Source organism: Actinotignum urematis, assembly GCF_051264595.1.
GTDB classification, from domain to species: Bacteria; Actinomycetota; Actinomycetes; order Actinomycetales; family Actinomycetaceae; genus Actinotignum; species Actinotignum timonense_A.
In genome coordinates this window covers 173500-197847 of record NZ_JBOZBG010000001.1, presented here as the reverse complement: position 1 = coordinate 197847, position 24348 = coordinate 173500, and the positions used below count along the sequence as shown (strand labels likewise).

At 62.0% G+C, this 24348-nt stretch carries 20 protein-coding genes; 17 read left to right on the top strand and 3 right to left on the bottom strand.

Going from position 1 to position 24348, the window contains the following annotated elements; all coding sequences use genetic code 11:
- Positions 1 to 121: 121 nt before the first annotated feature.
- Entirely contained in the window at positions 122 to 2560 is a 2439-nt protein-coding gene (locus ACRQDJ_RS00875) for a polyribonucleotide nucleotidyltransferase (RefSeq protein ID WP_435717715.1), read from the top strand.
- A 92-nt stretch (positions 2561 to 2652) separates the two neighbouring features.
- Positions 2653 to 3966 (top strand): M16 family metallopeptidase, encoded by a 1314-nt coding sequence (locus ACRQDJ_RS00870; protein WP_284904193.1) that lies wholly within the window; start codon positions 2653 to 2655, stop codon positions 3964 to 3966.
- A gap of 42 nt (positions 3967 to 4008) precedes the next feature.
- On the opposite strand, the gene ACRQDJ_RS00865 is transcribed toward ACRQDJ_RS00870, so the two are convergent.
- Positions 4009 to 6030, bottom strand: a complete 2022-nt coding sequence (locus ACRQDJ_RS00865; RefSeq protein WP_284904192.1) for an ABC-ATPase domain-containing protein — start codon at positions 6028 to 6030, stop codon at positions 4009 to 4011.
- Positions 6031 to 6067: 37 nt separating this feature from the next.
- Between ACRQDJ_RS00865 and dapB the strand changes: the two genes are divergently transcribed.
- From dapB to miaA, 11 genes are all read left to right on the top strand, one after another.
- Positions 6068 to 6814: a 4-hydroxy-tetrahydrodipicolinate reductase gene (gene dapB, locus ACRQDJ_RS00860; protein WP_284904190.1), complete on the top strand. Its 747-nt coding sequence runs from the start codon at positions 6068 to 6070 to the stop codon at positions 6812 to 6814.
- A gap of 9 nt (positions 6815 to 6823) precedes the next feature.
- Positions 6824 to 7732, top strand: a complete 909-nt coding sequence (gene dapA, locus ACRQDJ_RS00855) for a 4-hydroxy-tetrahydrodipicolinate synthase (protein ID WP_284904189.1) — start codon at positions 6824 to 6826, stop codon at positions 7730 to 7732.
- A 229-nt stretch (positions 7733 to 7961) separates the two neighbouring features.
- Positions 7962 to 9638: a ribonuclease J gene (locus ACRQDJ_RS00850; protein WP_284889643.1), complete on the top strand. Its 1677-nt coding sequence runs from the start codon at positions 7962 to 7964 to the stop codon at positions 9636 to 9638.
- 61 nt (positions 9639 to 9699) lie between these two features.
- A complete protein-coding gene (locus ACRQDJ_RS00845) occupies positions 9700 to 12636 on the top strand; it encodes an FtsK/SpoIIIE family DNA translocase (RefSeq protein ID WP_284904187.1) in 2937 nt (978 codons plus the stop codon).
- A gap of 9 nt (positions 12637 to 12645) precedes the next feature.
- Positions 12646 to 13257, top strand: coding sequence for a CDP-diacylglycerol--glycerol-3-phosphate 3-phosphatidyltransferase (pgsA, locus tag ACRQDJ_RS00840; RefSeq protein WP_087070963.1), 612 nt, complete (start codon positions 12646 to 12648; stop codon positions 13255 to 13257).
- A complete protein-coding gene (locus ACRQDJ_RS00835; protein WP_284904186.1) occupies positions 13254 to 13796 on the top strand; it encodes a CinA family protein in 543 nt (180 codons plus the stop codon). Before pgsA ends, ACRQDJ_RS00835 begins: the two co-directional genes overlap by 4 nt.
- Positions 13797 to 13952: 156 nt before the next feature.
- The gene (locus tag ACRQDJ_RS00830; RefSeq protein ID WP_026428564.1) at positions 13953 to 14333 is read left to right on the top strand and encodes a helix-turn-helix domain-containing protein; all 381 of its coding nucleotides are present in this window, start codon (positions 13953 to 13955) and stop codon (positions 14331 to 14333) included.
- Positions 14334 to 14514: 181 nt separating this feature from the next.
- Positions 14515 to 14751 carry a DUF3046 domain-containing protein gene (locus ACRQDJ_RS00825; protein WP_234984521.1) on the top strand — a complete coding sequence of 79 codons (237 nt, stop codon included), beginning with the start codon at positions 14515 to 14517 and terminating at the stop codon, positions 14749 to 14751.
- A gap of 216 nt (positions 14752 to 14967) precedes the next feature.
- Complete coding sequence (recA, locus tag ACRQDJ_RS00820; protein ID WP_284896747.1) at positions 14968 to 16140, top strand: recombinase RecA; 1173 nt, start codon at positions 14968 to 14970, stop codon at positions 16138 to 16140.
- Between the two features lie 154 nt (positions 16141 to 16294).
- Complete coding sequence (locus ACRQDJ_RS00815) at positions 16295 to 16882, top strand: regulatory protein RecX (RefSeq protein WP_284904185.1); 588 nt, start codon at positions 16295 to 16297, stop codon at positions 16880 to 16882.
- The gene (miaA, locus tag ACRQDJ_RS00810) at positions 16879 to 17793 is read left to right on the top strand and encodes a tRNA (adenosine(37)-N6)-dimethylallyltransferase MiaA (protein WP_284904184.1); all 915 of its coding nucleotides are present in this window, start codon (positions 16879 to 16881) and stop codon (positions 17791 to 17793) included. The genes ACRQDJ_RS00815 and miaA overlap by 4 nt, the downstream gene beginning before the upstream one ends.
- 67 nt (positions 17794 to 17860) lie before the next feature.
- Here the strand turns inward: miaA and ACRQDJ_RS00805 are convergent, their stop codons facing one another.
- A complete protein-coding gene (locus ACRQDJ_RS00805; RefSeq protein ID WP_284904183.1) occupies positions 17861 to 18460 on the bottom strand; it encodes a class I SAM-dependent methyltransferase in 600 nt (199 codons plus the stop codon).
- A 151-nt stretch (positions 18461 to 18611) separates the two neighbouring features.
- Here ACRQDJ_RS00805 and hflX point away from each other — a divergent pair, with 151 nt between their 5' ends.
- On the top strand, positions 18612 to 20117 hold the full coding sequence (hflX, locus tag ACRQDJ_RS00800; RefSeq protein ID WP_284904182.1) for a GTPase HflX: 1506 nt from the start codon (positions 18612 to 18614) through the stop codon (positions 20115 to 20117).
- Positions 20114 to 22054, top strand: a complete 1941-nt coding sequence (locus ACRQDJ_RS00795) for an ATP-dependent DNA helicase (RefSeq protein WP_284904181.1) — start codon at positions 20114 to 20116, stop codon at positions 22052 to 22054. The genes hflX and ACRQDJ_RS00795 overlap by 4 nt, the downstream gene beginning before the upstream one ends.
- A 144-nt stretch (positions 22055 to 22198) precedes the next feature.
- On the opposite strand, the gene lexA is transcribed toward ACRQDJ_RS00795, so the two are convergent.
- Positions 22199 to 22906, bottom strand: coding sequence for a transcriptional repressor LexA (lexA, locus tag ACRQDJ_RS00790; protein ID WP_284904180.1), 708 nt, complete (start codon positions 22904 to 22906; stop codon positions 22199 to 22201).
- 183 nt (positions 22907 to 23089) lie between these two features.
- Here lexA and ACRQDJ_RS00785 point away from each other — a divergent pair, with 183 nt between their 5' ends.
- Together ACRQDJ_RS00785 and nrdR are read left to right on the top strand one after the other, a co-directional pair.
- Positions 23090 to 23704, top strand: coding sequence for a LysM peptidoglycan-binding domain-containing protein (locus tag ACRQDJ_RS00785; protein ID WP_284904179.1), 615 nt, complete (start codon positions 23090 to 23092; stop codon positions 23702 to 23704).
- A 114-nt stretch (positions 23705 to 23818) separates the two neighbouring features.
- Positions 23819 to 24322, top strand: coding sequence for a transcriptional regulator NrdR (gene nrdR / locus ACRQDJ_RS00780; protein WP_026428570.1), 504 nt, complete (start codon positions 23819 to 23821; stop codon positions 24320 to 24322).
- Positions 24323 to 24348 lie beyond the last annotated feature (26 nt).

Sequence of the window (24348 nt, the reverse complement as noted above, 5' to 3'; positions counted from 1 at the left end):
CAACATGTGGAGTACCGCGAACGTGGTCTTCGGTGATGGTTGACGAAGGCGGGAACGCTAGGGCCCGTTTTCGTGAATTACCACTGATGGCCGCCTCGCGGCCGAAATAAAAGGAGGTCCCGTGGAGGGTCCCAATATTCATAGTGTGGAAGCCGTTGTTGATAACGGCTCCTTTGGAACACGTACCATTCGATTCAAAACCGGGCTGCTGGCCCAGCAGGCCAACGGCGCCGCCCTGGCCTACCTGGACGGGGAAACCACCGTTTTCTCCGCCACCACCGCCTCGAAAAGCCCGAAGGAACACTTCGATTTCTTCCCGCTGACGGTGGATGTGGAAGAACGCTCCTACGCGGCCGGTAAAATTCCCGGTTCCTTCTTCCGCCGCGAAGGCCGGCCCGGTACGGACGCCATTCTGGCCGCCCGCCTCATCGACCGCCCGCTGCGCCCGCTTTTCACCAAGGGCATGCGTAACGAAGTGCAGATCGTGGAAACCGTGCTCTCCATCCACCCGGATGATGCCTACGACGTTCTCGCGATCAACGCCGCATCCCTGTCCACCTCGCTGACGGATCTGCCCTTTGCCGGGCCGGTCGGCGGCACCCGCGTGTCCCTCGTGGACGGGCAGTGGATCGCCTTCCCGCGCTGGTCGGAAATGGCGCGCGCCACCTTCTCCATGGATATTGCCGGGCGCATTGTTGGGGACGACGTCGCCATCACCATGGTGGAGGCCCAAGCTCCCGAACAAACGGAAGCGAACGTGGCCGCCGGTGGTATTGCCCCCACCGAAGAGGTTATTACCCAGGGCCTGGAAGCCGCCAAGGGCGTTATCCGCACCCTCTGCGAAGCGCAGCTCAGCCTCATCAACGAATGCGGGAAGCCCACCGCGGACTACCCCTTCTTCCCGAATTACACCGACGCCCAGTTCGAGGCCGTCGGGAATGTTCTCGGTGATCGTTTCAACACCATCCTCGGGATTGTGGACAAGGTGGAGCGCGATACCGCGCTCAATGACCTCACCGATCAGATCGTTTCCGAGCTGACGGTGCCCGCCGATGCCCAGTTCAACCTGGAAGAAGACGGCCCTGGGCTCGCCGCTGCGGTCAATGATCACTTCAAGGAAGTCATGCGCCGCCACGTCCTCACCGAAAACGTGCGTATGGACGGGCGCCGCCCCACCGATATTCGTTCGATTTCCGCGCAGGCCGGCGTGCTGCCGCGCGTGCACGGCTCGGCGATCTTCCAGCGTGGCGAAACCCAGATCCTCGGGGTGACCACCCTCAATATGCTCAAGATGGAGCAGCCGCTGGATAATCTTTCCCCGATTACCCACAAGCGCTACATCCACCACTACAACTTCCCGCCCTACTGCACCGGCGAAACCGGGCGCGTGGGCAGCCCTAAGCGCCGTGAAATCGGGCACGGGCACCTGGCCGAAATGGCGCTGGAATCCCAGCTGCCCAGCCGCGAGGAATTCCCCTACGCGATCCGCCAGGTCTCCGAGACGATGGGCTCGAACGGCTCGTCCTCCATGGGCTCCGTGTGTGCCTCCACGATGTCCCTGCTCAACGCGGGTGTGCCGCTCAAGGCCCCGGTTGCCGGCATCGCCATGGGCCTTATTTCCGCTCAGATCGACGGGGAAACTAAGTACGTGACCCTCACCGATATTCTCGGTGCGGAAGACGCCCTGGGCGATATGGACTTCAAGGTGGCCGGCACCCGCGACTACGTGACCTCGCTGCAGCTGGACACCAAGCTGGACGGCATCCCCGCGGAAGTCCTCTCCGCGGCGCTGTCCCAGGCCCGTGACGCCCGCCTGGCCATCCTCGATCTCATGAACCAGGCCATTGACGGCCCCGATGAGATGGCGCCCACCGCTCCCCGTATCCTCACCGTGAAGATCCCGGTGGATAAGATCGGCGAAGTCATCGGCCCCAAGGGCAAGATGATCAACCAGATCCAGGAAGATACCGGTGCGGAAATCACCATCGAGGATGACGGCACCGTCTTCATTGGTGCTGCCGACGGCGCCTCCGCGGAAGCCGCTCGTGACACCGTCAATTCCATCGCCAACCCGCAGCTCCCCGAAGTGGGCGAACGCTACGTGGGTACCGTGGTCAAGACCACTACCTTCGGTGCGTTCATCTCCCTCACCCCGGGCCGCGACGGCCTCCTTCACATCTCCCAGATTCGCCGTCTCGTGGGTGGCAAGCGCGTGGAGAACGTGGAAGATGTCCTCAATGTGGGCGACAAGGTCGAGGTCGAAATCGGCGAAATTGATGATCGCGGCAAGATCTCCCTGGAAGCGGTCGTTCCGGAAGGCGAAGAGAACGCCGAAGCGGAAAGCTCCGATCAGGGCGATAACGGCGCTCACGGCGAAGCGGAGGAGAGCGCCCCGCGGCAGAATCGGGCGCGCTCCCGTTCGCGCCGGCGCAGCGAGTCCTCGGCGCCCAGCGCACCCTCGGCAGACGACTCCGATGCTGACTCCAGCTCGAGTCGCGGTTCGCGTGGAAGTCGCGGCTCGCGGCGGCGTCGTCGCACCGTCCACACGGACGAAGACTAAAACCTGCGCCCACGGGCGCTAAGGCATAGTGAACTCCCCGAATGTTTCCGGACGTTCGGGGAGTTTGCGTAACTATCCAGAAAAGTATTCCCATGATGTATAGCGAACTGCCCCTTCCGCTTAACGCGGGCGCCAGTCTCAATATTGACGACGACGGCGCACTCCTACGCCGCACCGTCCTCCCCGGCGGGCTACGTGTCCTCAGCTACCGCCTGCCCCATATTCACTCCACCTACGTCAGCATGTGGGTGGGCGCCGGGTCTCGCGACGAAGTGGCGGAGACCCAAGGATCCACCCATTTCCTTGAGCACCTGCTGTTCAAAGGCACGAAGCGGCGCAGCTCCCTCGATATTTCGCGAGAAACGGACTACCTGGGCGGGGGATTCAACGCGGCCACCTCGAAGCAATACACCCACTATCACGGCCATATTTTTGACGAGGACCTGCCCCAGGCCATCGATATCCTCGCCGATATGCTCACCAGCGCGACCCTCAGCGCCGAAGATTTCGCTGTGGAACGCGGCGTTATCCTCGAAGAACTCGCGATGTATGCCGACGACGCCACCGATACCGCGATGGAAAAAATCCCGCAGCTGGTCTTCGGGGATCACCCGTTGGCGCGCCCCGTTGGGGGAACGGCGCAGACGGTGCGGGCCCTCCAGCACGAGGCGCTTCTCGAGCACTATCACGGGGTCTACCATCCTGATGAAGTGGTGGTGGTTGCCGCGGGCGCCGTTGATCACGACAGGCTATGCGAGCTGGCGGTGGGTGCGCTGAGCGCCGGAGGCTGGGACCTGAGCACGGAGCGTGACGCCCACCCGCGCCGTATCGCTCCGCCTATCGTCTACCAGGAAGCGCGCGAGCTGCACGTTCCGAAGGAAGTGGAGCAGGCGGCGGTTATCGTGGGGATGCCGGGGCTGCGCTTGACCAGTGAGGATCTGCCCGCCTTGCTCGCCCTCAATGCGATTCTGGGTGGGGGAACCTCCTCGCGGCTTTTCCAGGAAATTCGGGAACGGCGCGCTCTGGCCTACTCGACCTATTCCTTCCCGATCAGCTACCGCGAAGGCGGCATGTTCTGCCTGGCGGCCGGTTGCGCCCCGCATAATGTGGGTACCGTGCGCGAACTCATGATGACCGAATTGGATCGCCTCGCCCGCGACGGCGTGAGCGAAGAAGAAACGGAATCCGCCTTCCGGCGCCTGCGCGCCGATATTGTGTTCGACGCCGAGCGGGTGGGCACCGCCATGACCCGGCTCGGCACTTCGGAGCTAGTGCGCGGCAGCCTCATTTCGCATGAGGAACACCTGCGCCGTGCCCGCGCCGTGCGCGCCGCAGATATAAACGAGCTGGCCCGCCGCATTGCGGCAGGCCAGCGTTCATGCGTAACCGTGGGACCGGAGAACTAGCGGGCGCTCCGCTGGGCCGCTAGTTCGCTAGTCGGTTTTCGGCTATTCGGCGTCCTCCGGGCTAGGCGCGGATGGGGCGCTGTCGCCCGATGGCGCGGACGGGGCACTGGGTGCGGAGCCCGCACTTGTTGCCGACGGCGCGGCCGCACCAGCCTCCGCGCCGTCCGCCTCCCTCGCATCCGCCGCGGGCTCGCTAGCGGCCGGTTCGCCCACCGGGGCATGCACCACCTTGAGGGTGCGGTAGCGGTTGAGCGCCGCGGCAATATCCACCGCGCGTGGCCGGGCCAGGAAAGCCGGTTTTTCGCCGGCCCCCAGGGCATCCAGGCCGTGCGTGGCAATGGTCTCCTCCAGGCGCGCAATACCTTCCGGAACGGTGTATTTGCCGCGCAGGCACAGAGCGCGGGTGGGGTCGGTCAGGGAGCGAATCGCCCAGGCAATCGCAGCGGTCTGGCCCGGATCCACAATCTGGGGCACATCGCTGAGATCAATATCAGCGCGGTCCAGAGAAATAAGATCCACCCCGCGCGACTTCGTTTTCGCCTTGACCCCGTGGGCCTTGAGGGGGAGCGGATAGCGCGGCGCCGGGTGCGTAAACTCGGCAATATCATTGCGCTCCCGCGGGTGCGCCGCGGCAACCTCCCGGGCCTGCTCCGTAACATCGTGGCACACATAGTGGTCCATGAGGAGCACCCGATCCGCGGCATCCAAATAATCGCCCGAGCCACCCATGACCATAATGGTGGAAATACCGGCGCGCGCCATACCAGCAATCCGATCCACAAAAGGCGTAATTGGTTCCTGGTTTGCCGGCACCAGGGCACGCATCCGCTCATCACGAATCATGAGATTTGTGGCCGAGGTGTCCTCGTCAATAAGCAAGACCCGCGAACCGGCTTCAATGGACTCGGCAATCGCGGCGGCCTGCGAAGTAGAACCCGAAGCATTTTCGGTGGAAAAATCAGTGGTGTCCGTGCCATCGGGCAGGGAATTAATGAAAGCGGAAACATCCACACCGGTCACCCAGCGCCCATCGGCGGCACGCACCTTCACCGCGCTGGGATCCATGGCGACCAGCTCGCGTCCATCCCCTGGAATATGCGGGTAAACACTGCGCTCCAGCGCGGAGAGCAGCGTGGACTTACCGTGGTAGCCCCCGCCGACGATCACCGTAATACCCGGAATAACCGGCATACCGGTCACCTCACCGGCATGGGGCAGCTGCACGCTTTCGCGCAAATTCTCCGGGCTGGAGAAGGCAATGGCATCACTCAAAGGCAGATCGGAAATACCCGACCGGCGCACCAGTACTGCGCCGTCGTTAATAAAACCAATCCAACCGCGCTCCCGAATCACGTCCTGAAGGGCGAGATAATCCTCATATGTTTCTACATGTTTACGTAACGCGTCCCGGTGAGCCGCAAACTCTTCCCCTTCGGAGGAGAAATTGAGTGTGGCTTCAATGATTTCGGGAAGGTACTCATCTGCGGTTTGGGCCATAGCATGCCCGAGGATCGTGCGCCCCTGCGCTGGGAAGTGGCATTGGAAACGCAGCTCTACGTGATTGGCGAAAACGGTAGCGCTGGAGCGCTCCAGAATTTCTTGCCCCACTTTCGCGATGGAAATATCGCGAGAATGGCGGGCGCGTTCCGCAAAAGTACGGGCCAGGAAATCAGCAACAGCCAGGCGCTGCTCCGGAGTGGTGAGCAAATCAGCGGGAATCCCCACCTTCGCTGGATCGGCCGTCACCCGCAGCGCGGACGGCGGGGCGTAGGGATCGGATTGCACCCGATCAATATGCACCGTGTACATGCCGTAGTCGTAATCGCCGATAACCGACTTGTAGGCAGGGTAATTGCGTCCGTCCAGTTCGTGGAGGCGGTCGATAAGGTCGACGTCGCCTCCTTCGACCCGCGCAAATTCGCGCCGTTCACGGGGCGCCCCGCCCCGCCTATCCCGACGGTCATATTGGCGATCCTGGCCCCCGCGCGGGCCCCGGCCTCCCCGGTAGTCCCGCCCGCCGCGGGCATCGTAACGTTCCGAGCTGTGCTCATATCCAAAACTCATAGCCCCTAGTCTATCCAGGCCACGTAGCATGGACGGTATGACTATCAACGTAGCTGTGGTGGGAGCGGCGGGACGGATGGGGAGCACCGTGTGCACCGCCGTCACCGCCGCCCCCGATATGAACCTGACCGCCCGGATCACCAAGGACGATCCCATCAACGCCCAGACCCTGGCGGGCGCCACTGTGGGAGTGGACTTCACCGTTCCCGATGCCACGGAAGATACCGTGCGAGCCCTCCTGACTCACGGCTGCCACGCCGTCGTCGGGGCAACGGGATGGACCCCGGAAAAAATCGCACGTATTGAGGCGGTGGCCAAGGAGACGGGGCGCCATGTGCTCATCGCTCCGAATTTCGGTTTGAGCGCCGTGCTCACCATGATGTTCGCGGAAATGGCCGCCCCGTATTTCGAATCCGTCGAAGTGGTGGAAATGCACCATCCCGATAAAGTGGATGCTCCCTCGGGAACGGCGCGTGCCACCGCGGAGAAAATCGCGGCGGCCCGGGCGGCGGCCGGATGCGCTCCCGCTCCCGATGCGACCTGTGGGCCGGCGCCCGCCCGCGGGGAGAAAATTGCCGGCATCCCGGTGCACGCGGTGCGCCTACGGGGCCTGAACGCCCACGAAACGGTGCTGTTGGGCAACCCGGGCGAACAGTTCACCTTGCGCCAGGATTCTTTTACTCGCGAATCGTTTATGCCCGGGGTGCTTCTCGCTATCCGTGGCATTGACCAACATCCGGGCGTGCAGGTGGGATTAGAGCAGTATATGAGCTGGGGACGATAGGCTGAGCTCATGGACGAGCACACTTTGCCTTCACGCAGTTTCGGATCCGTCAGCGTTGCGATGGTGACCCCTTTTCACGTCGACGGCTCCTTGGATGTTGATGCCGCGGTGGCGCTGGCCACCACCCTCGTGGACCAGGGCTGCGATGCCCTGCTCCTCTCGGGCACCACCGGGGAATCTCCCACCACGCACCAGCCCGAAAAAGATGTATTGGTGCGGGAAGTGTGCGCGGCGGTGGGGGATCGCGCCATGGTTATCGCCGGCGCCGGTTCTAATGACACTGCCCACGCCGTGCGCATTGCCCGCGGTGCCGAAAAAAGTGGGGCGCAGGGGCTGCTCGTCGTCGCCCCGTATTACAACCGGCCCTCCCAAGAGGGCGTGTACCAGCATATTTTGAACGTGACGGAAGCAACCGATCTGCCCGTCATGGTTTACGATATCCCGGGGCGCACCGGGGTGCGGCTCGAATTGGATACGCTGCTACGGCTAGCGGAGCATCCGCGCATCCTCGCCGTCAAAGATGCCACCGGGGACGTGGCGGGAGGTTTCGTGAAAATGGCGCGTACCGGCCTGGAGTATTACTCGGGGGACGACGCCCTCAATTTCGCCTGGCTCGCCCACGGTGCCTCCGGGGTGATTTCGGTGGCCGGGCACGTTATTGCGGCGCGCTTGCGGGCCCTGGTGGAGCAGGTTGATGCCGGGGATCTGCCCGCCGCCCGCCGGGAAGCCGCCGCGCAGCGCCATATTATTTCCGCGATTATGGGAAGTGGTCAGGGCGCCGTTATGGCCAAAGAGGCGCTCAAGCTCCTCGGGGTTATCCCCTCGGCAACCCTGCGGCTACCCCTGGTGGGAGCCTCCGCGGCGCAGATCGCGGAACTGGCGGAAGCGCTGCGCGCCGAAGGGCTCCTCGCGGATTAGCCGGTGCGGGCACGGCGGCAACGGCGGCGGGCGCCCCGTGCTGCGCCGTGCCCCGCCGAGGGTGCGGGCACCGTGCCGCGCCGTGCCGCGCCGTGCCGCGCCGTGCCGCGCCGAGGTTGTGCTCCCCGCGCCGCGCCGTGCCCCGCCGCCGCGGACTAGCAAGCCGCCAGTTTTACGCCCGGGCATGAAGCACCTATGGAAGCGCCCCGCTTCGTGAGAGAATACAGGGGTGAGTGATGAAGTGAAGAAATCTGTACCACCGCTGCGGAACGCCGTTCGTATCGTTCCCCTAGGTGGGCTCGGTGAAGTTGGCCGCAATTGCAATGTTCTTGAATACCAGGGAAAACTGGTGGTTGCTGATTGTGGCGTGCTGTTCCCCGAAGAAGCCCAGCCCGGTGTTGATCTTATTCTCCCCAATCTTGACTACCTGGAAGACCGCCTCGAGGATATTGCCGCCATCGTGCTCACCCACGGGCATGAGGACCATATCGGGGCGGTGCCCTACCTGCTGAAAATGCGCCCGGATATCCCGGTGATCGGCTCCCAATTGACCATTGCTTTCGTGGAGGCGAAACTCCAGGAGCATCACATCACCCCGAATGTCACCGTGGTGGCCGAAGGGGATTCCATGAGTATCGCGGGCATGGAATTTGAGTTCATTGCCGTCAACCATTCCATTCCGGATGCGCTGGCCCTGTTCATCCGCACCCCGGAGGGCAATATTCTTATCACCGGTGATTTCAAGATGGACCAGCTCCCACTGGACGGGCGCCTCACCGACCTGCGTGCATTCGCAGCAGCCGGGGATGAAGGCGTAGACCTGTTCATGTGCGATTCCACCAACGCGGAAATCCCCGGTTTTGTGCATTCCGAGTCGGAAATTCAGCCGGTGATCGATTCGGTGATCGGCGGGGCCACCGGGCAGATCGTCGTCGCCTCTTTCGCCTCGCACGTGCACCGGGTCCAGCAGGTCCTCAACGCCGCGGCCCACAACGGGCGCAAGGTTGCCTTCGTGGGCCGCTCCATGGTGCGCAATATGAAAATTGCGGAGGATCTGGGGTATTTGGACGTGCCAGAGGGCACCGTCGTCGATCTCAAAAATATGAAGGATCTGCCCGAAAACCGCCGCATCTACATGTCTACCGGCTCCCAGGGCGAACCCATGGCGGTGCTTTCCCGCATCGCGAATCGTTCCCACCCCAAGGTGGCAATTAATCCCGGGGATACGGTGCTGCTGGCCTCCTCCCTCATTCCCGGAAACGAAAATTCGGTGTTCCGGGTGATCAACGGGCTTATCAAGCTCGGCGCGAATGTTATCCACCAGGGAAATGCGCGGGTGCACGTATCGGGGCACGCCGCCCAGGGCGAATTGCTCTACTGCTACAACATTTTGCAGCCGGCCTACGCCATGCCCATTCACGGGGAGGTGCGCCACCAGGTCGCTAATGCCGGTGTCGCGGTGAAAACCGGGGTGCCTGCCGATAATGTGATTCTGGCGGAAAACGGTTCGGTTATCGATATGATCGACGGCGAAGTTCGCCTCGTCGGCTCGGTGCCTTTCCAGAATATTTACGTGGACGGTTCCTCGGTCGGGGATATTACCGAATCCGAACTCAAGGACCGCCAGATCCTCTCCAACGAAGGCTTTATTGCTATTTTCGCGGTGGTGGATACCAATGCGCGGCGCATCGTTACCGGCCCGCACCTCCAGGCACGCGCCATGGCCGAAGATGAGACCGTCTTTGACAGCATCACTCCGGAAGTCACGCGTGCCCTGGAAGAAGCCGTGGCGAAGGGCTCGGATAGCTACGGGATGCAGCAGGCCATGCGACGCGTGGTGGGGCGCTGGGTCTCGCGTAAATTGCGCCGTTCGCCCATGATTATTCCGACCGTCGTGGAGGTGTAGTCCCCCTCGCATGCGGCGCGCCGGGAGGGGCAACTTTTTGCACAAAGGCTAGGCTTTTGATGTGAAGTTTCAGCGACGTGTCAAAAAAACCGAGAAAGAGACGACGGCGCCCGCGCGCCGTCCGTCCCGCCGTACCGCACCGTCCGCTAACGGTGCGGGTACGGAGCGGGCGGAGGGGCGCCAGCTGACGGGGAATGTACGCAACGCCCTCGTGGCGACGTTCCTCGGTCTCGCGGTTATTGTGGCACTGCGCGAATGGTTCAATATTTCCGGGGTACTCGGCGGGGTTATTCACCACGCCACCGCAGGTATCTTCGGGCTGCTCTCCGTTCTTATTCCCGCCGTCTTCCTGGCCCTCGCTATCAGGCTGGTGGTCCCGGCGCGCGGGAATGAACACCGGCGGGTACTGCTGGGCGTGTTGATTATCGTGGTGTGCCTGGCCGGCATTATTCACGTTGTGAAACAACCGCGCAGCCCGGCCGACCACTTCGCGGACGTAGAAAACGCCGGCGGCCTGATCGGTTGGCTTGGCGGGGGCGTCCTCGAGATGCTGTTCTCCCCGTGGGGTGCTGTTCCCATTCTCGTCATTATTATTTTGTGGGCCGGGCTCTATATTGCCGACGTGTCCATGGCGGATATTGCTGCCACCATTCGAGACCGGCGCGAACAGCGCCAGCTTGATGCGGGGGAGGAGATCGCCAACCGTGGGCATTCCGCCTCGGTGCCCTACGATTCCCCGCATGATATTGACGCGGCGGAGAACACCACCCGCCTCCCCAGCGCCGGGCGCACGTCGCGGCGCGGCAAGAAAACCGCGCGCAGTTACTTGGATGCGGCACTGTCCGGGGCTTCTTCTGAGCACGACGACGCCGCTACCGATCCCGCCGCCAGTGACGGCGGGAACGGCGCGGACGGGGCGGCGGGGGCCGCCTGGGCAGACGGTGCCAACGGTGCCAGCGGTGCCAATGATGCGCAGGGCCAGGGCGCCACCACGGTGCTGCCGCAAGCCACGGCGGGTAGCGGGGCGGCGGGCCGGGCGGCGTCGTCGCCGAAAAAAACGGTGCGTACCAAGAAAACCGGCGGCGCTACAGAAACCCAGGATGCGGCGGCCACGGTGCCTGATCTTCCCGCACCCGATACTGGCGCACCGTTCACCCGCACCCAGCAGCTAGCCCTTGACCCGAGTATTTTGTATGAGCTGCCCTCCCCGGATCTGCTCAAACGCGGGGCGGTGCATCCCGAACGCACCGAGGCGAATGATCGCGTTGTTGCCGCGCTCACCCAGGTCTTCACCGATTTCGGGGTGGATGCGCAGGTGGTCGGCTTTTCACGCGGACCGACGGTCACCCAGTACGAAGTGGAGCTGGGGCCGGGCGTCAAAGTCGAGCGCATCACCCAGCTCTCGAAAAATATTGCTTATGCGGTGGCAAGCGCCGATGTGCGTATTCTTTCGCCCATTCCTGGCAAATCTGCGATCGGTATTGAGATTCCCAATGCGGACCGTGAAGTGGTGCAGTTGGGCGACGTCTTGGCTTCCGACGTGGCGCGCCGTGACCACCATCCCCTCACCGTGGCGGTGGGGAAGAATGTGCGCGGGCAGTTCGTGGTCACCAACCTGGCAAAAATGCCGCACCTGCTGGTGGCGGGCGCTACCGGTGCGGGAAAGTCGTCGTTCATCAACTCGATGATTACCTCGGTACTTATGCGCTGCACCCCGGACGAAGTGCGGATGATCCTCGTGGATCCCAAGCGCGTGGAACTGACGATTTACGCGGGTATTCCCCATCTCATCACCCCGATTATCACCAACCCGAAGAAGGCCGCCGAGGCGCTGGAATGGGTGGTCAAGGAGATGGACGCGCGCTACGACGATATGCAGTCCTACCGCTTCAAGAACATCACCGATTTCAACGAGGCGATCCGGGCGGGCACCGTTAAGGCACACGATCCGCACCGTACCCTCCAGCCCTACCCCTACCTGCTGGTTGTGGTGGACGAATTGGCTGACATGATGATGGTGGCCCCGCGCGACGTGGAATCCTCCATCCAGCGCATCACCCAGCTGGCGCGCGCCGCCGGTATTCACCTGGTGCTCGCCACCCAGCGGCCCTCCGTGGACGTGGTCACCGGTCTCATCAAAGCAAATATTCCCTCCCGCCTGGCCTTTATGACCTCCTCGCTGGCCGACTCGCGTACCATCCTTGACCAGGGCGGGGCGGAGAAACTCATTGGCCAGGGTGACGCGCTCTTTATGCCGGGCGGTGCTCAACCGATTCGCCTCCAGGGTGCCTGGGTGGACGAGGCGGAAATTGAGCGCGTGGTCGAGCACGTGAAGACGCAGCTGCGCCCCCAGTACCGCGAAGATTTCCAAGAAACGGTGGAAGCCGCCGGGCGCGAAAAGAAACAGCGCGAAGAAATCGGTGAGGACCTCGATATCCTGCTCCAGGCCGCGGAAATCGTGATCACCACCCAATTCGGATCCACCTCCATGCTGCAACGTAAATTGCGCATCGGCTTTGCCAAGGCGGGGCGGATGATGGACCTGCTCGAACAATACGAAATCGTGGGGCCCTCCGAAGGCTCCAAGGCCCGCGACGTGCTGGTGGCCCCGGAACTGGTGGAGGATGCCCTCGCCATGCTGCGCGGAGAACGCGACTCTATTTACGAGGACGAACCGAGCGAGGCGGAAACCGAGGCCGGGGCAGGCGGCGCCGCAACGGGGCACGGTGCGGACGGCGGGAACGCCGGGAACGGTGCTAATGGCGCCTACGCTGGAAACGGTGCGAACGGCGCAAACGGTGCGGGCACAGCGAACGGTGCTAATGGTGCAAACGGTGCAAACGGTGCGAACGGCGCCGGAGCCGGCACCGGGTACGCAAACCGCTACGCCGAAGATCCACTGACACACGACCCGGAGAGCACCGTCCCCACCTGGTACGACGACGATGACCCCGCCGGCGAATCCGGGGAGGACGCTTGGCAGCTCACGGGGCGGTAAAGTAGGGCCATGTCTCACACGAACGCTCCGGAGGCGAGCGAGCCGCCCCTCCTCAATATTGCTAATGCTTTGACGGTCGCGCGGATCATCCTCATCCCCGTTTTTATCTGGGTGTTCTGGGAGCCGACCGCCACCCGCAGTTTCTGGGCCTGGGTAGTTTTCGCCGTCGCCGCGTTCACTGACCGTCTCGATGGGCAGCTGGCGCGTTCGCGGGGCCTCATCACCAACTTCGGGAAGCTCGCCGATTCCATCGCTGATAAAGGCCTCATCGCGGCGGCGCTCATTATGCTCTCGCTCCACGACCGGCTGTGGTGGTGGGTCACTATCCTCATGATCGCCCGCGAAATTTTCATCACCCTGGTGCGGATGCTCGTGGTGACCAAACAGGTCATGGCGGCCGGCTGGATTGGCAAACTCAAAATGTTTGCCCAGTCCATCGGCGCCGGTATCCTCATGCTGCCGTGGATTGCGTGGCTCGGGCACCCGGGCGGAGATATTTTCCAGTGGCTCGGGTGGATCACCCTCGGGGTGGCGCTTGTACTCTCGGTGTGGTCCGCCGTCGGGTACGTCGGCGACGCGGTGCGGATCGCCCGCGGTAGCGGCCACGAGGCGCACTCATGACGACGGCGCAGCCAGGTGGCGTCGCGGACCTCGCCGCGCTCACGGAAACTTGCGTGAGGAACTTGCACGAACGCGGCCTCAGTCTCGCCTGCGCAGAATCCCTCACCGGCGGGCTGCTCACTGCACAATTCGTCACCATTCCCGGAGTTTCCGCGGTGCTGCGCGGGGGAGTGGTCAGCTATGCCACCGACCTCAAAGCCAGCATCCTCGGAGTGTCCAGCGAGCGTTTAGCCAGCCACGGGCCGGTGGACTGGGAAGTTGCGCTCCAGATGGCCCGTGGCGTATGCGACGTCGCCGGAGCGGATATCGGCATGGCCACCACCGGGGTAGCCGGGCCCGGCCCGCATGATGGACACCCGGCGGGAACCGTGTGGATCGCGGTGAGCACGCGGAGCGGGGCGCATATGGCGCGCGAGCTCCATATTGCCGGGGGCCGTAGCGACGTACGGAGCGGGGCGGTGCGCGGCGCCGTCGAACTTCTTGCCGCGTTTTTGCACGACGGCGCAACCGATCAGTGCGCCGAGTCGGCTGTGTCCTGACTAACTCCTGTTCGCTCCCAGTAAATCTTCAGATTCGCCTGGCTTAATATTTGTGGAACCTTTTGATGGCCTCGTGCCACGAGCCTGGCACCGGAGGCGATGAAGATGTTTCGCTCTGTGGGGAATAAAAACAGGAAGTAGGCGTTGAGGTTAGTGATGACAATTGATACCCGTACCGGCGTAACCCGGAAGAATGATTTCGTAGTGCGTCCTGAACAGCGCCAACCCGCTCTCCTTCGCGAAGAGATTGGCGAGGTTTTGCGGGCCTACCGGCAGCGGCAAGGGCGTACCCTGCGGGAAGTTTCCTCCGATGCACGTGTTTCCCTCGGATACCTCTCCGAAGTCGAACGCGGTCAGAAAGAAGCTTCCTCGGAACTCCTCGCCTCGATCTGCCGGGCGCTCAACGTGCCCATGAGTCACGTGCTGCGCTTGGTTGCTGATCGGATTGACCTGGTTGAAGGTCGCATCCCGGCCCACCTGCGCGTACCGGAAAGCCCGGCAGAACTCATGCGCGGGGAACTTTCCACTACGAAGTAATCCCTATACACCACGTCGCAAACGGCGCGGTCAAGGTAGCGCCCCGCTCGCGAAGCGGGAGCGCTCGGAGCTAGCTCACTAGCTTCAGTATCCCTTGATACGCGCCGTTATGCTGTGTCGAACGCTTCTCACCAGGCGCCCTAATCGAAGCCCCACACCAATAAAGGAATGCAAAGCACCGGTGCGTGAATCTGAATTCTGGCTCAATATTGATCGTGCTTTCCCGCACGGGCGCGGGAGAAGCGCAGCCCAAGATCTCGTTCTATCCGCTCTGGGTGACCGTAGCCCGGCTCAAGCCCTCGAAGCCGGGGAAGATCCGCAGCGGATCTGGGATGCCGTGTGCGAGACGATGGGATTTCCGGATTACTACCATTACCTCCACCGGCTCACCCCGGAAGATTTCGCGGCCCGCGAGTAGCTGCGCGAATGCAGTGGGTGACACACCGCCTCCATGCGGTACCGAACAACCGTTCGTATTAGAATAGTCCACAGATCCTCAGGCGTCAGCGTTATCCACAGGAGTTTCGCGGCGCCTAAGTATGTCGTAGGCCGGATATACAGTGATCTCGAGCCTCTCGGAGAGGGAGTGTCTCGCCTAGGCCTGATCTGTAGGAAACGTGAGTAAGGATGGGATATGGCCGCAGCTAAAGCTAGTGCCCGCACCAAAACGGTCGGGCGCCCCGCAGTGGATGATCGCAAACAAGCAATTGATACCGCTCTGGCGCAAATTGATAAGCAATTCGGTAAGGGCTCCGTGATGCGGCTGGGTGACCATGTCCGTCCGCGGGTGGAAGTCATTCCTACCGGATCTATTGCTCTGGATATTGCCCTTGGCATTGGTGGCTTGCCGCGCGGGCGCGTGGTGGAAATTTACGGTCCGGAATCGTCGGGTAAAACCACGGTTGCGCTCCACGCTGTTGCTAGCGCGCAGCGCAATGGCGGGATCGCCGCGTTTATCGACGCGGAACACGCGCTTGACCCAATCTACGCGCGGGCTCTGGGCGTTGATACCGATTCGCTGATTGTCTCCCAGCCGGATACCGGAGAACAGGGCTTGGAAATTGCCGATATGCTCATTCGCTCCGGCGCGATTGACATCATCGTCATCGACTCCGTGGCAGCCCTCGTTCCCAAGGCCGAAATTGAAGGCGATATGGGTGATTCCCACGTTGGCTTGCAGGCACGCCTCATGAGCCAAGCGCTGCGGAAAATGACCGGTGCGCTCTCCGCCTCGGGCACCACCGCCATTTTCATTAACCAGCTGCGTGAAAAAATCGGAGTTATGTTCGGTAACCCGGAAACCACCACCGGTGGAAAAGCCCTCAAGTTCTACGCCTCCGTCCGTATGGACGTGCGGCGCATTGAGACCCTTAAAAACGGTAGTGAACCCGTGGGGAACCGCTGCCGTGTCAAGATCGTCAAGAACAAGATGGCACCGCCTTTCAAGCAGGCAGAATTTGACCTCATCTACGGTGAGGGGATTTCCCGGGAGGGAAGCCTCCTCGATGTTGGTGTGGAACTGAATATCATCCGCAAGGCCGGTGCCTGGTTCACGTATGAGAGTGACCAATTAGGCCAGGGTAAAGAAAAGGCCCGCCAATTCCTCATGGATAATCCGGATTTGCGTGATGAAATTGAGGATAAAATTCTCCGCAAGGCCGGCCTGCGGGAAGACCCGGAGGAAGCTGAAGCAAGCGAAACTGAAGCTAAGGCCGGAGCAGATAGCGCTACCGCAGGAGCTGGCGGTGCTAAGCAAGCCGCATCCGCGAAAAGCACTGGTAACGCCGCGGAAACCGTTGATTTCTAAGTAGGTGGTCGGGGTGGCACACTACTCGGATACCGATACCGATACCGGCGGCGGTCGATCATGCGGCGCTAGTTACGTGCGTCGCGGCGGCCGTTCACAGCGCGGTGCTAGTAGAGATGGGCGCGGCGCTCGGAGAGGGCCTGACCTCGAGTCCTTGAGTGAAGAGGAACACCTGCACCGGGCTCGGGATATTGTTTATCGCCAGCTCGGCATGATGGATCGTTCCCGCTATCAACTCAGCCAGGCGCTCCACACCCGCCAGGTGCCGGAAGCCGTGGCTGAGCGGGTACTCCACGAATTCGAGACGGCCGGCTATATTGACGATGCCAAGTTTGCGCGCACGCTCACAGTGGCTCGCCGGCGTGATAAGAATGCCTCCCGGCGCGCCATCGCAGCGGAGCTGCGCCGTAAAGGCGTAGACGCGAGCATCATCGAGGAAGTACTTGCTGATATCGAACCGGAAGCGGAACTCGATTCGGCGGTGGAGCTTGCTCTCAAGAAGCTACGCAGCGCCTCCGGGAAACCGGAAACGCTCGCCCAACGCACCTACGCCATGCTGGCTCGGCGCGGCTTCACGGCCGAACAATGCGCCCAGGCGCTCCGCCAAGCCCGCGCGGTGCTCCTAGAAGAACGCGCCGCGGAGGAGTGCGTCGCTGAGGAGTGCGCCGCGGAAGAACTCGCCGCGGAGCAAACTGATGATGATCAGTACGGTTACGCGGCAGATGAGGCGGTGGCCGGGTGATTATTGCAGTGGTGGGCCCCACCGCAAGCGGAAAAACATCCGTCTCGCTGGAGCTGGCGGAGCTTCTGGGCGGGTCGCAAAAAGTGGAGATCATCTCCGCCGATGCCATGCAGCTCTACCGCGGCTTAGATATTGGTACCGCCAAGCTTCCGGTTTCCCAGCGGCGCGGAATTCGCCACCATCAGATTGATGAGTTGGATATCGCGGAAGAAGCTTCGGTTGCGGCCTACCAGAAGCATGCCCGGCAGGATCTCGCTGCTATCACCACGGCGGGGAAAATTCCGCTGGTGGTGGGAGGTTCGGGGCTCTATGTATCTGCGCTTCTTGATGAATTGCAGTTCCCTGGAACTGATCCCGGGTTGCGCGCCGCGATTACGGAGGAAGCTCGCTGTGATTATCCCCGGCTCCTGCGGGAGTTAGAGGAACGCGATCCGCAGGCATACGCCACCATCGATACGCGTAATGAACGCCGCGTCATTCGTGCCGTGGAAGTTATTCGACTGACGGGAAAGCCCTATACCCCGAGTTTTCCGCGCCATACCTCCCACTACCAGGATGTGCATATCTTCGCGATCCACCGGGAATCAGCCGATCTTCACGCCGCTATTAACGAGCGGGTTGATGAGATGATGCGGGAGGGGCTCCTGGAAGAAACCGCCGGCTTGCTACGCCGAGGCTTGCGGGAAGCGCCCACCGCATCACGGGCAACCGGCTACCCCCAAGCCATGGCCATCCTGGACGGCACTCTTGGCCTCGCTGAAGGAACCGAAGAGATCCGTATCGCCACCCGAAAGCTCGCGCGCCGGCAACGCTCGTGGTTCCGGGCCGATCCCCGCATCACCTGGCTGGACGCAGGTACGGACACGCCAGCCCAGCTAGCCGCGCGCATCCTCACGAAACTCACTCGGTGAGTCCGAGGAACGGCGCGGCGGTTACCGAAGGAGCGCTTCCGTCAGTATCGAGTTAGCTCCCGTATCACTACCGGCGTACGTACAAGACCCGGAATCCCTTAGAGGAACCAATCTTCTCGCACTGATACCCCTCGTTTACCAGCCAGGAAGCAAGGGAATCAGCACCCAGATTCTTCTGTACAACCAGATACGCTTCCCCGTCATCACTCAGACGGCCCAACCACGTGGTGAGCAGCTCATGCAGGGCAGCTTTCCCGATACGGATAGGAGGATTTGACCACAGCAACCGAATCGACTTCTCACCCAAGCGTTCCAGAGCCTCATCCGGAGCCAACACCTCACCATGCAGGCCGTTTGCCTCAAGATTCATACGGGTCAATTCGCGCGCCCGCTCATTCACATCCACCGCGATAATCTGAGGTGCCTCGGCGGCCAAAGCCAAGGTGATCGGCCCCCAGCCACACCCGAGATCCACCGCGATATCGCCCGGCTCCAGCTCCGGCTCGGGCACTTTTCGTAAGAGCACTGCGGTGCCTTTATCGAGGCCACCGCCGGAAAAGACGCCGTCGTCGACCGTAACGGAATAGTCCCGTCCGCGGATCGTTACCTCGAGGGTGCGCGCATTACTCGCGGTATCCGGATGCTCTGAAAAGTAGTGCGAAGTCATAACACCAGCTTAAAGGAGCGTGCAGCGGCGCGGAAACTCTCGCGCAAACTCTCGCGAAAAATCCCGCGCACATACCTGAAGCACGCGTGCCACTTCCCGGTAGGAAACTCCGGCGCAACGTGAGAAAATAAAAGCGAATACAAAGGAGAACGTGGCCATTAGCAACGAAGTACATGAACACAAGCACCACGTCGGTGATGTCGATATCTCCACCCGCCGCGGCACGGTACTCCAAGCCGATACCGCCTGGCAGGCCAATACCGATAGCATCCACCGTGACCACACCGGCCTTCAGGAAGTGGAAGGCCTGGCGCGCGGTATCGAACGCGAACAAGGCATCGATGTTGAATACCGCCAGGTTCGCCTCGAAAGAGTCATCCTCGTGGGAGTCTTTTCTGAGGACCGCCCCCGCGCCGAAGAATCCCTGCGCGAGCTTGCCGCATTAGCCGATACCGCCGGCTCAACGGTACTGGCCGGGGTTATCCAGCGCCGCGCGCTACCCGACCGCGCCACCTACCTGGGCGCCGGCAAGGCCCGCGAACTCGCTGCGATGGTCGAAGCCCAGGAAGCCGATACTGTCATTGTCGATACCGAGCTCGCGCCCTCCCAGCGGCGCGCCCTCGAAGATATCGTCAATGTTAAAGTAATCGACCGCACCGCGCTCATCCTCGATATTTTTGCGCGGCATGCCCAATCGAAAGAAGGCAAAGCCCAGGTCGAGCTCGCGCAGCTCGAATATCTCCTCCCGCGCCTGCGCGGTTGGGGTGAATCGATGTCGCGGCAGGCCGGCGGGCAGGTGGCTGGTGGTGCCGGCATTGGATCGCGCGGCCCGGGTGAAACCCAGCTCGAATTGGATCGACGCCGCATCCGCCAACGCATGGCAAAGCTTCGCCGCGATATCAAAAAGATGGCACCGGCCCGTTCCACTCGGCGTGCCGAACGGCGCCGTACCGGGATTCCCTCCGTGGTGGTGGTTGGCTACACCAACGCTGGGAAATCCTCGCTGCTCAACCGGCTCACCGGTGCGAATGTTCTGGTGGAAAACGCGCTTTTTGCCACTCTTGATCCGACGGTCCGCAAAGCCATCACCCCGGAAGGTCGCGAATTCACGCTCTCGGATACCGTGGGATTCGTGCGGAATCTGCCCACCCAGCTGGTGGAAGCTTTCCGCTCCACCCTTGAGGAAGTGGACGGGGCGGATGTCCTCCTCCACGTCGTGGATGCCTCCAATGCGGATCCGGTCGCGCAGGTCACCGCCGTGCACGAGGTGCTTGCGGATGTGCCCGGGGCCCGCGATATCCCGGAGATTATTGTGCTCTCCAAAGCCGATATTGCCGCTCCGGTCGATCTGACCGCGCTGCGTTCCCGTTACCCGTCCGCTATCGCGGTGTCTTCCCACACCGGGGCGGGTATTGATGAGCTCCTCGCGCGCATCGAAGAAGAACTGCCCCACCCGAATATTGAAATCGACGCGGTCATTCCCTTCGAGCGCGGTGATCTTGTTTCACGGATCCTGGAAGAGGGGGAACTCCTGGAAGAACTTGAGTATCTGCCCACCGGAACTCGCATCCACGCGCGGGTGCGGGCAAATATTGCGGGCCAGATTGAGGCCCGCTGGGGTGCCCAAACAGACGTGCCCACCAGGATGCGGGCATGAGGAAAGAACTAACCGAGATCCTCGAGCTGGTGGTCGCGGATCTCGGGGGAGCGGTCCGCGAAGGGCAGAATCGCATGGTCGAGGAGACCGCCACCGCGCTGGAGGACTCCTCCCACCTGCTGATTCAGGCCGGGACGGGCACCGGGAAATCTATCGGCTACCTGGTCCCGCTCATGGAATGGTCGGTGCGCACCGGCCAGCGCGCGGCCGTTTCCACCGCCACCCTCGCCTTGCAGCGCCAGATCGTGGGGCAGGACGCGCCGCGGGTGGCGCGGGCCGTCAGCGCCGTAACCGGCCACGAACCGCATATTGCCCTGCTCAAAGGCTGGAATAATTACGTATGTTTGCGTAAAGTCCACGGCGGCTACCCGGAGGATGATGCCCTGGTCAGCCGCGCCGAAGGGGAATACGGCGCCAGCGCAACCGGCGAAGAAGTGATGCGCTTGCGCGAATGGGCCGCGGAAACCGAGACCGGGGACCGTGATGATCTTGTTCCCGGTGTCTCGGAGCGTGCCTGGCGCCAAGTCTCCTTGAGTAAACCCGAATGCGTGGGCGTCAAGTGCCCGCTGCGCGAGGTGTGCTTCCCGGTGCGCGCCCGCACCGAGGCCGCCGAAGCGGATATCGTCATTACCAATCATGCGATGTTGGGCGTGCATAGCTCGGGCACCCCGGTGCTCCCCGACGTGGATGCTTTCGTCGTGGACGAAGCCCATGATCTGGCTGACCGGGTCACCAGCCAACTCACCTTCGCGCTCTCCCACGGCGAGATCACGGGATTGGCGCGCCTACTGCGCCGCGAAAAAATCTTGGCTGATGGGATCGAACGGGCCCGTAACGGCGTCGTCGATATTCTTGATGAGCTGGAGGAAGGTCGCCTCACTTCCCTTCCGGCGCCCCTGCAGGACGCTCTTATGTTGCTATTGCGTGAATTGCAGCTGGTGGAGAACGACGTCGCAGCTCTGCCCGGTAGTACCGAATCGGATGCCGCAACGAAAGCGGTGGTGCGCCACCGGCTTTCTACCTGCGTCGATATGGTGAGTGCGATGGTCAGTGACGAGGTGGCGAACGGCTCTCTCGTCGTGTGGGTATCCCGTGATCTGGAGGGGCGGTCGAGCTTGTGCGCGGCGCCTCTCGACGTGTCCGCGCCGCTGGCGGATACTCTTTTCGAGGCGCGCCCCGCGATTCTCACCTCCGCCACGCTCGCTATTGGCGGGCGTTTTGACCTGGCCGCTCGGCAGATTGGTTTTTCGTATCCGAGCCAGGGGCCGTGGCGGGGAATCGACGTCGGCTCTCCTTTTACCTACCACCAGCAGGGCATTCTCTATATTGCGCGCCACCTGCCCGTGCCGGGAAAGGACGGGTACGGGGAGGAAACCCTGCGCGAACTCGTGGAGTTAATTGAGGCTTCCCGGGGCGGGGCGCTGTGCCTTTTCACTTCCCGTAAGGCCGCGAATGAGGCCGCGGCTTTCGCTCGTGATCACCTTGACCTGCCGATTTTCGTGCAGGGCGAAGACCAGTTGCCCACGCTTGTTAAGGATTTCGCGGCGGATCCGCATGCCTCGCTTTTTGGCACGCTTTCGCTGTGGCAGGGCGTGGATGTGCCCGGCCTGACGTGCCGCCTGGTGACGATTGATCGGATTCCCTTCCCGCGCCCCAATGACGCATTGGTGCAGGCACGTTCGCGGCGGGCTAACGAGCGTGGATTTAACGGCTTCATGGATGTTTCTGCCGCGCATGCTGCTTTGCTGCTGGCGCAGGGGGCCGGGCGCCTGATCCGCAGTGAGGCTGATCGGGGCGTGGTGGCGATTCTGGATCCGCGGCTTGTGACGGCGCGTTACGGCGGGTTCTTGCGTGCCTCCCTTCCGCGTATGTGGGGTACGGCCGACGGTGCCGTGGTGCGTGCGGCCCTGGGCCGGCTCGCGGAACAGCTTGGGTAACGGGAAGTAGTACGACGACGCCGCCTCGCGGCGGGAGGCTGACCTGCCACAAGTGTGGGCGTGGCAATGGCTGGGCCCGGGGCCTCAGCCCGGAGGCAGCTCAACCCTGGGACTTAGCGCTCAGCCGGCTCCGCCCGAGGTTGCTTAGAGGGTGCGCAGTACCATGACGACGCGGCCGAGCACTTCGCTATCATCGGCGGGAATGGGGGAGTAGGCGGGGTTGCACGGGAGTAGCGTGACGTGGCCATCGCGGCGTTGGAGGACTTTGACCGTGGCTTCGCCATCGATCATGGCGGCAACAATTTCCCCGTTTTCCGCGGTGGGCTGGCGGCGCACCACCACCCAGTCCCCATCGCAAATCGCGGCATCAATCATTGATTCGCCCTGCACTTTTAGCGTGAAAAGCTCACCGGTTCCAGTCAATTGGCGCGGGAGCGGAAAAACATCTTCTATGAGTTCTTCGGCCAGAATTGGAGCCCCAGCCGCGATCTTCCCGACAACGGGAACATTGATCGCCTCGCTAATATCAACCGGCACATCGGATTCCAGGCTTCTCTGAGCGGGTTCACCCACGGGGAGTAGTGTGCTTTCCCATGCCGAATCGCTGCGAGAACTACGGGCATGGGCGAGCCCCGCTTCCGTGAGTTCAATCATGCGTGGCCGGCGTGGGTTACGTGAGATATAGCCCTTTTCTTCCAGTGCATCGAGCTGGTATTTCACCGAGGAAGGGGAAGACATTCCTACTTCCTCACCAATTTCCCGCACCGTTGGGGGGACGCGGTGGGTGACGATCCCGTTAATAACAACGTCCAGTATCTCTGCCTGGCGAGCTGTGAGCTGAGGACGATCCATATGCACTCCCGAGAGTTCGTGCCGATTTTTATGTCGTAAGGGCGGGTTTGAATTGTTCTATGAGGGCGAGGCCCGGAACGTTACCGAAGCGAACGGAATCGAACGAACGTTCTAGACAAACCCTCACTGTCGTACTAGTCTAACATACAGATGTTCGGCGAACGAATGTTCGAGGAGTGAAAAATGAGTGTCGCATACCAGGAGATTCCGCGGGAAACTAGCCGTGCTCACACCAGCCGGCGGCACCCGAAACTGCGGGTGGTGGGTGAGCATCCGGCTGCTGTATATCGTGAGCTGCGCGGGGAAGAAGTGCGCTGCGGGGATGATTGTGGGGATGCCCGCGGAAGTGTCCGCGGGGGAGCTTCAGTTACCGCGCTGCGGGTGGTGCAAGCTCGTCGGCGTTGGAATACGCCGGCCCTGGGTGCGGTGCGCCGTCCGGTGGCTTTTGCGCCGCAGTCGATTGCCCGGTCAGCTACCCAACGTGCAGAGCCAGTGGCGGTCCGTTCGCGTACCGCTCCAGCTTCGCTGGATGTCATTGTTCGCATGGGGGTGCGGGTAGCACTGACTATCGCAGTCACCCTCCTGCTGGCCAGCTTTGCCATGATCGTGGGCACCACTTTCCTGGAAACGGGAATGGCCACGGTAACCGTGCAGGGCGGGGATACTCTGGCCAGCATTGCTGCCAGTATTCCGGGTGTTCCGGATATTTCCACCGGGGTGGCGGATATTGTCAATCTCAACGGACTTGTTTCTCATGACCTGGTTCCCGGCCAGGTGTTGGAGATTCCAGGCTATTAGTCCCGAGCTACCGGCTGTGCGCGGGCGGCACGGTCGGTGCGGGTAGTACCACGGGTAGCACTAGCGGGTCTGTCATAGTTATGCGGTTGGCGTATTATAGCTGAGACATTTAGAATGATTAATGTGCATTGCCCATTTTGTCGCAACCCTGATTCACGGGTGATTGATTCTCGTACCGCTGATGACGGTCTGTCCATTCGCCGTCGTCGTGAATGTCCGAACTGCCACCGGCGCTTCTCCACGCTGGAAACTGCCAGCCTCGTGGTTGTCAAACGCTCGGGTGCTACCGAACCTTTCTCCCGTCAGAAAATTATTAGCGGGGTGGGGAAAGCCTGTCAGGGGCGTCCGGTTACCGAAGATCAACTTGCGCTGCTCGGAGCCCAAGTGGAAGAAAAAGTCCGCTCCTCGGGAAGCTCGCAGATTGATGCGCATGATATTGGTCTTGCCATTCTCGAACCGCTCAAGGCTCTTGACCTGGTCGCGTACCTGCGTTTCGCCTCGGTCTACTCGAATTACGATTCCATTGACGACTTTGAGCGAGCCATTGCAGATCTACGCCAGGATCCGGATGTCCCAGTTGCATCCGAATCGCCGGATTTCTCGAAACCCCAATCCTGAGGGTTCTACGCGCCTGATGGTTCCAC

Excerpts from the sequence above, each read along its gene's own strand:
- ACRQDJ_RS00795 (WP_284904181.1), top strand. The coding sequence starts at position 20,114 with ATGAGGAAAGAACTAACCGAGATCCTCGAGCTGGTGGTCGCGGATCTC.
- pgsA (WP_087070963.1), top strand. The coding sequence starts at position 12,646 with ATGTCTCACACGAACGCTCCGGAGGCGAGCGAGCCGCCCCTCCTCAAT.
- ACRQDJ_RS00785 (WP_284904179.1), top strand. The coding sequence starts at position 23,090 with ATGAGTGTCGCATACCAGGAGATTCCGCGGGAAACTAGCCGTGCTCAC.
- nrdR (WP_026428570.1), top strand. The coding sequence starts at position 23,819 with ATGATTAATGTGCATTGCCCATTTTGTCGCAACCCTGATTCACGGGTG.
- ACRQDJ_RS00835 (WP_284904186.1), top strand. The coding sequence starts at position 13,254 with ATGACGACGGCGCAGCCAGGTGGCGTCGCGGACCTCGCCGCGCTCACG.
- ACRQDJ_RS00865 (WP_284904192.1), bottom strand. The coding sequence starts at position 6,030 with ATGAGTTTTGGATATGAGCACAGCTCGGAACGTTACGATGCCCGCGGC.
- recA (WP_284896747.1), top strand. The coding sequence starts at position 14,968 with ATGGCCGCAGCTAAAGCTAGTGCCCGCACCAAAACGGTCGGGCGCCCC.
- dapB (WP_284904190.1), top strand. The coding sequence starts at position 6,068 with ATGACTATCAACGTAGCTGTGGTGGGAGCGGCGGGACGGATGGGGAGC.
- lexA (WP_284904180.1), bottom strand. The coding sequence starts at position 22,906 with ATGGATCGTCCTCAGCTCACAGCTCGCCAGGCAGAGATACTGGACGTT.
- ACRQDJ_RS00870 (WP_284904193.1), top strand. The coding sequence starts at position 2,653 with ATGATGTATAGCGAACTGCCCCTTCCGCTTAACGCGGGCGCCAGTCTC.
- dapA (WP_284904189.1), top strand. The coding sequence starts at position 6,824 with ATGGACGAGCACACTTTGCCTTCACGCAGTTTCGGATCCGTCAGCGTT.
- ACRQDJ_RS00830 (WP_026428564.1), top strand. The coding sequence starts at position 13,953 with ATGACAATTGATACCCGTACCGGCGTAACCCGGAAGAATGATTTCGTA.
- ACRQDJ_RS00805 (WP_284904183.1), bottom strand. The coding sequence starts at position 18,460 with ATGACTTCGCACTACTTTTCAGAGCATCCGGATACCGCGAGTAATGCG.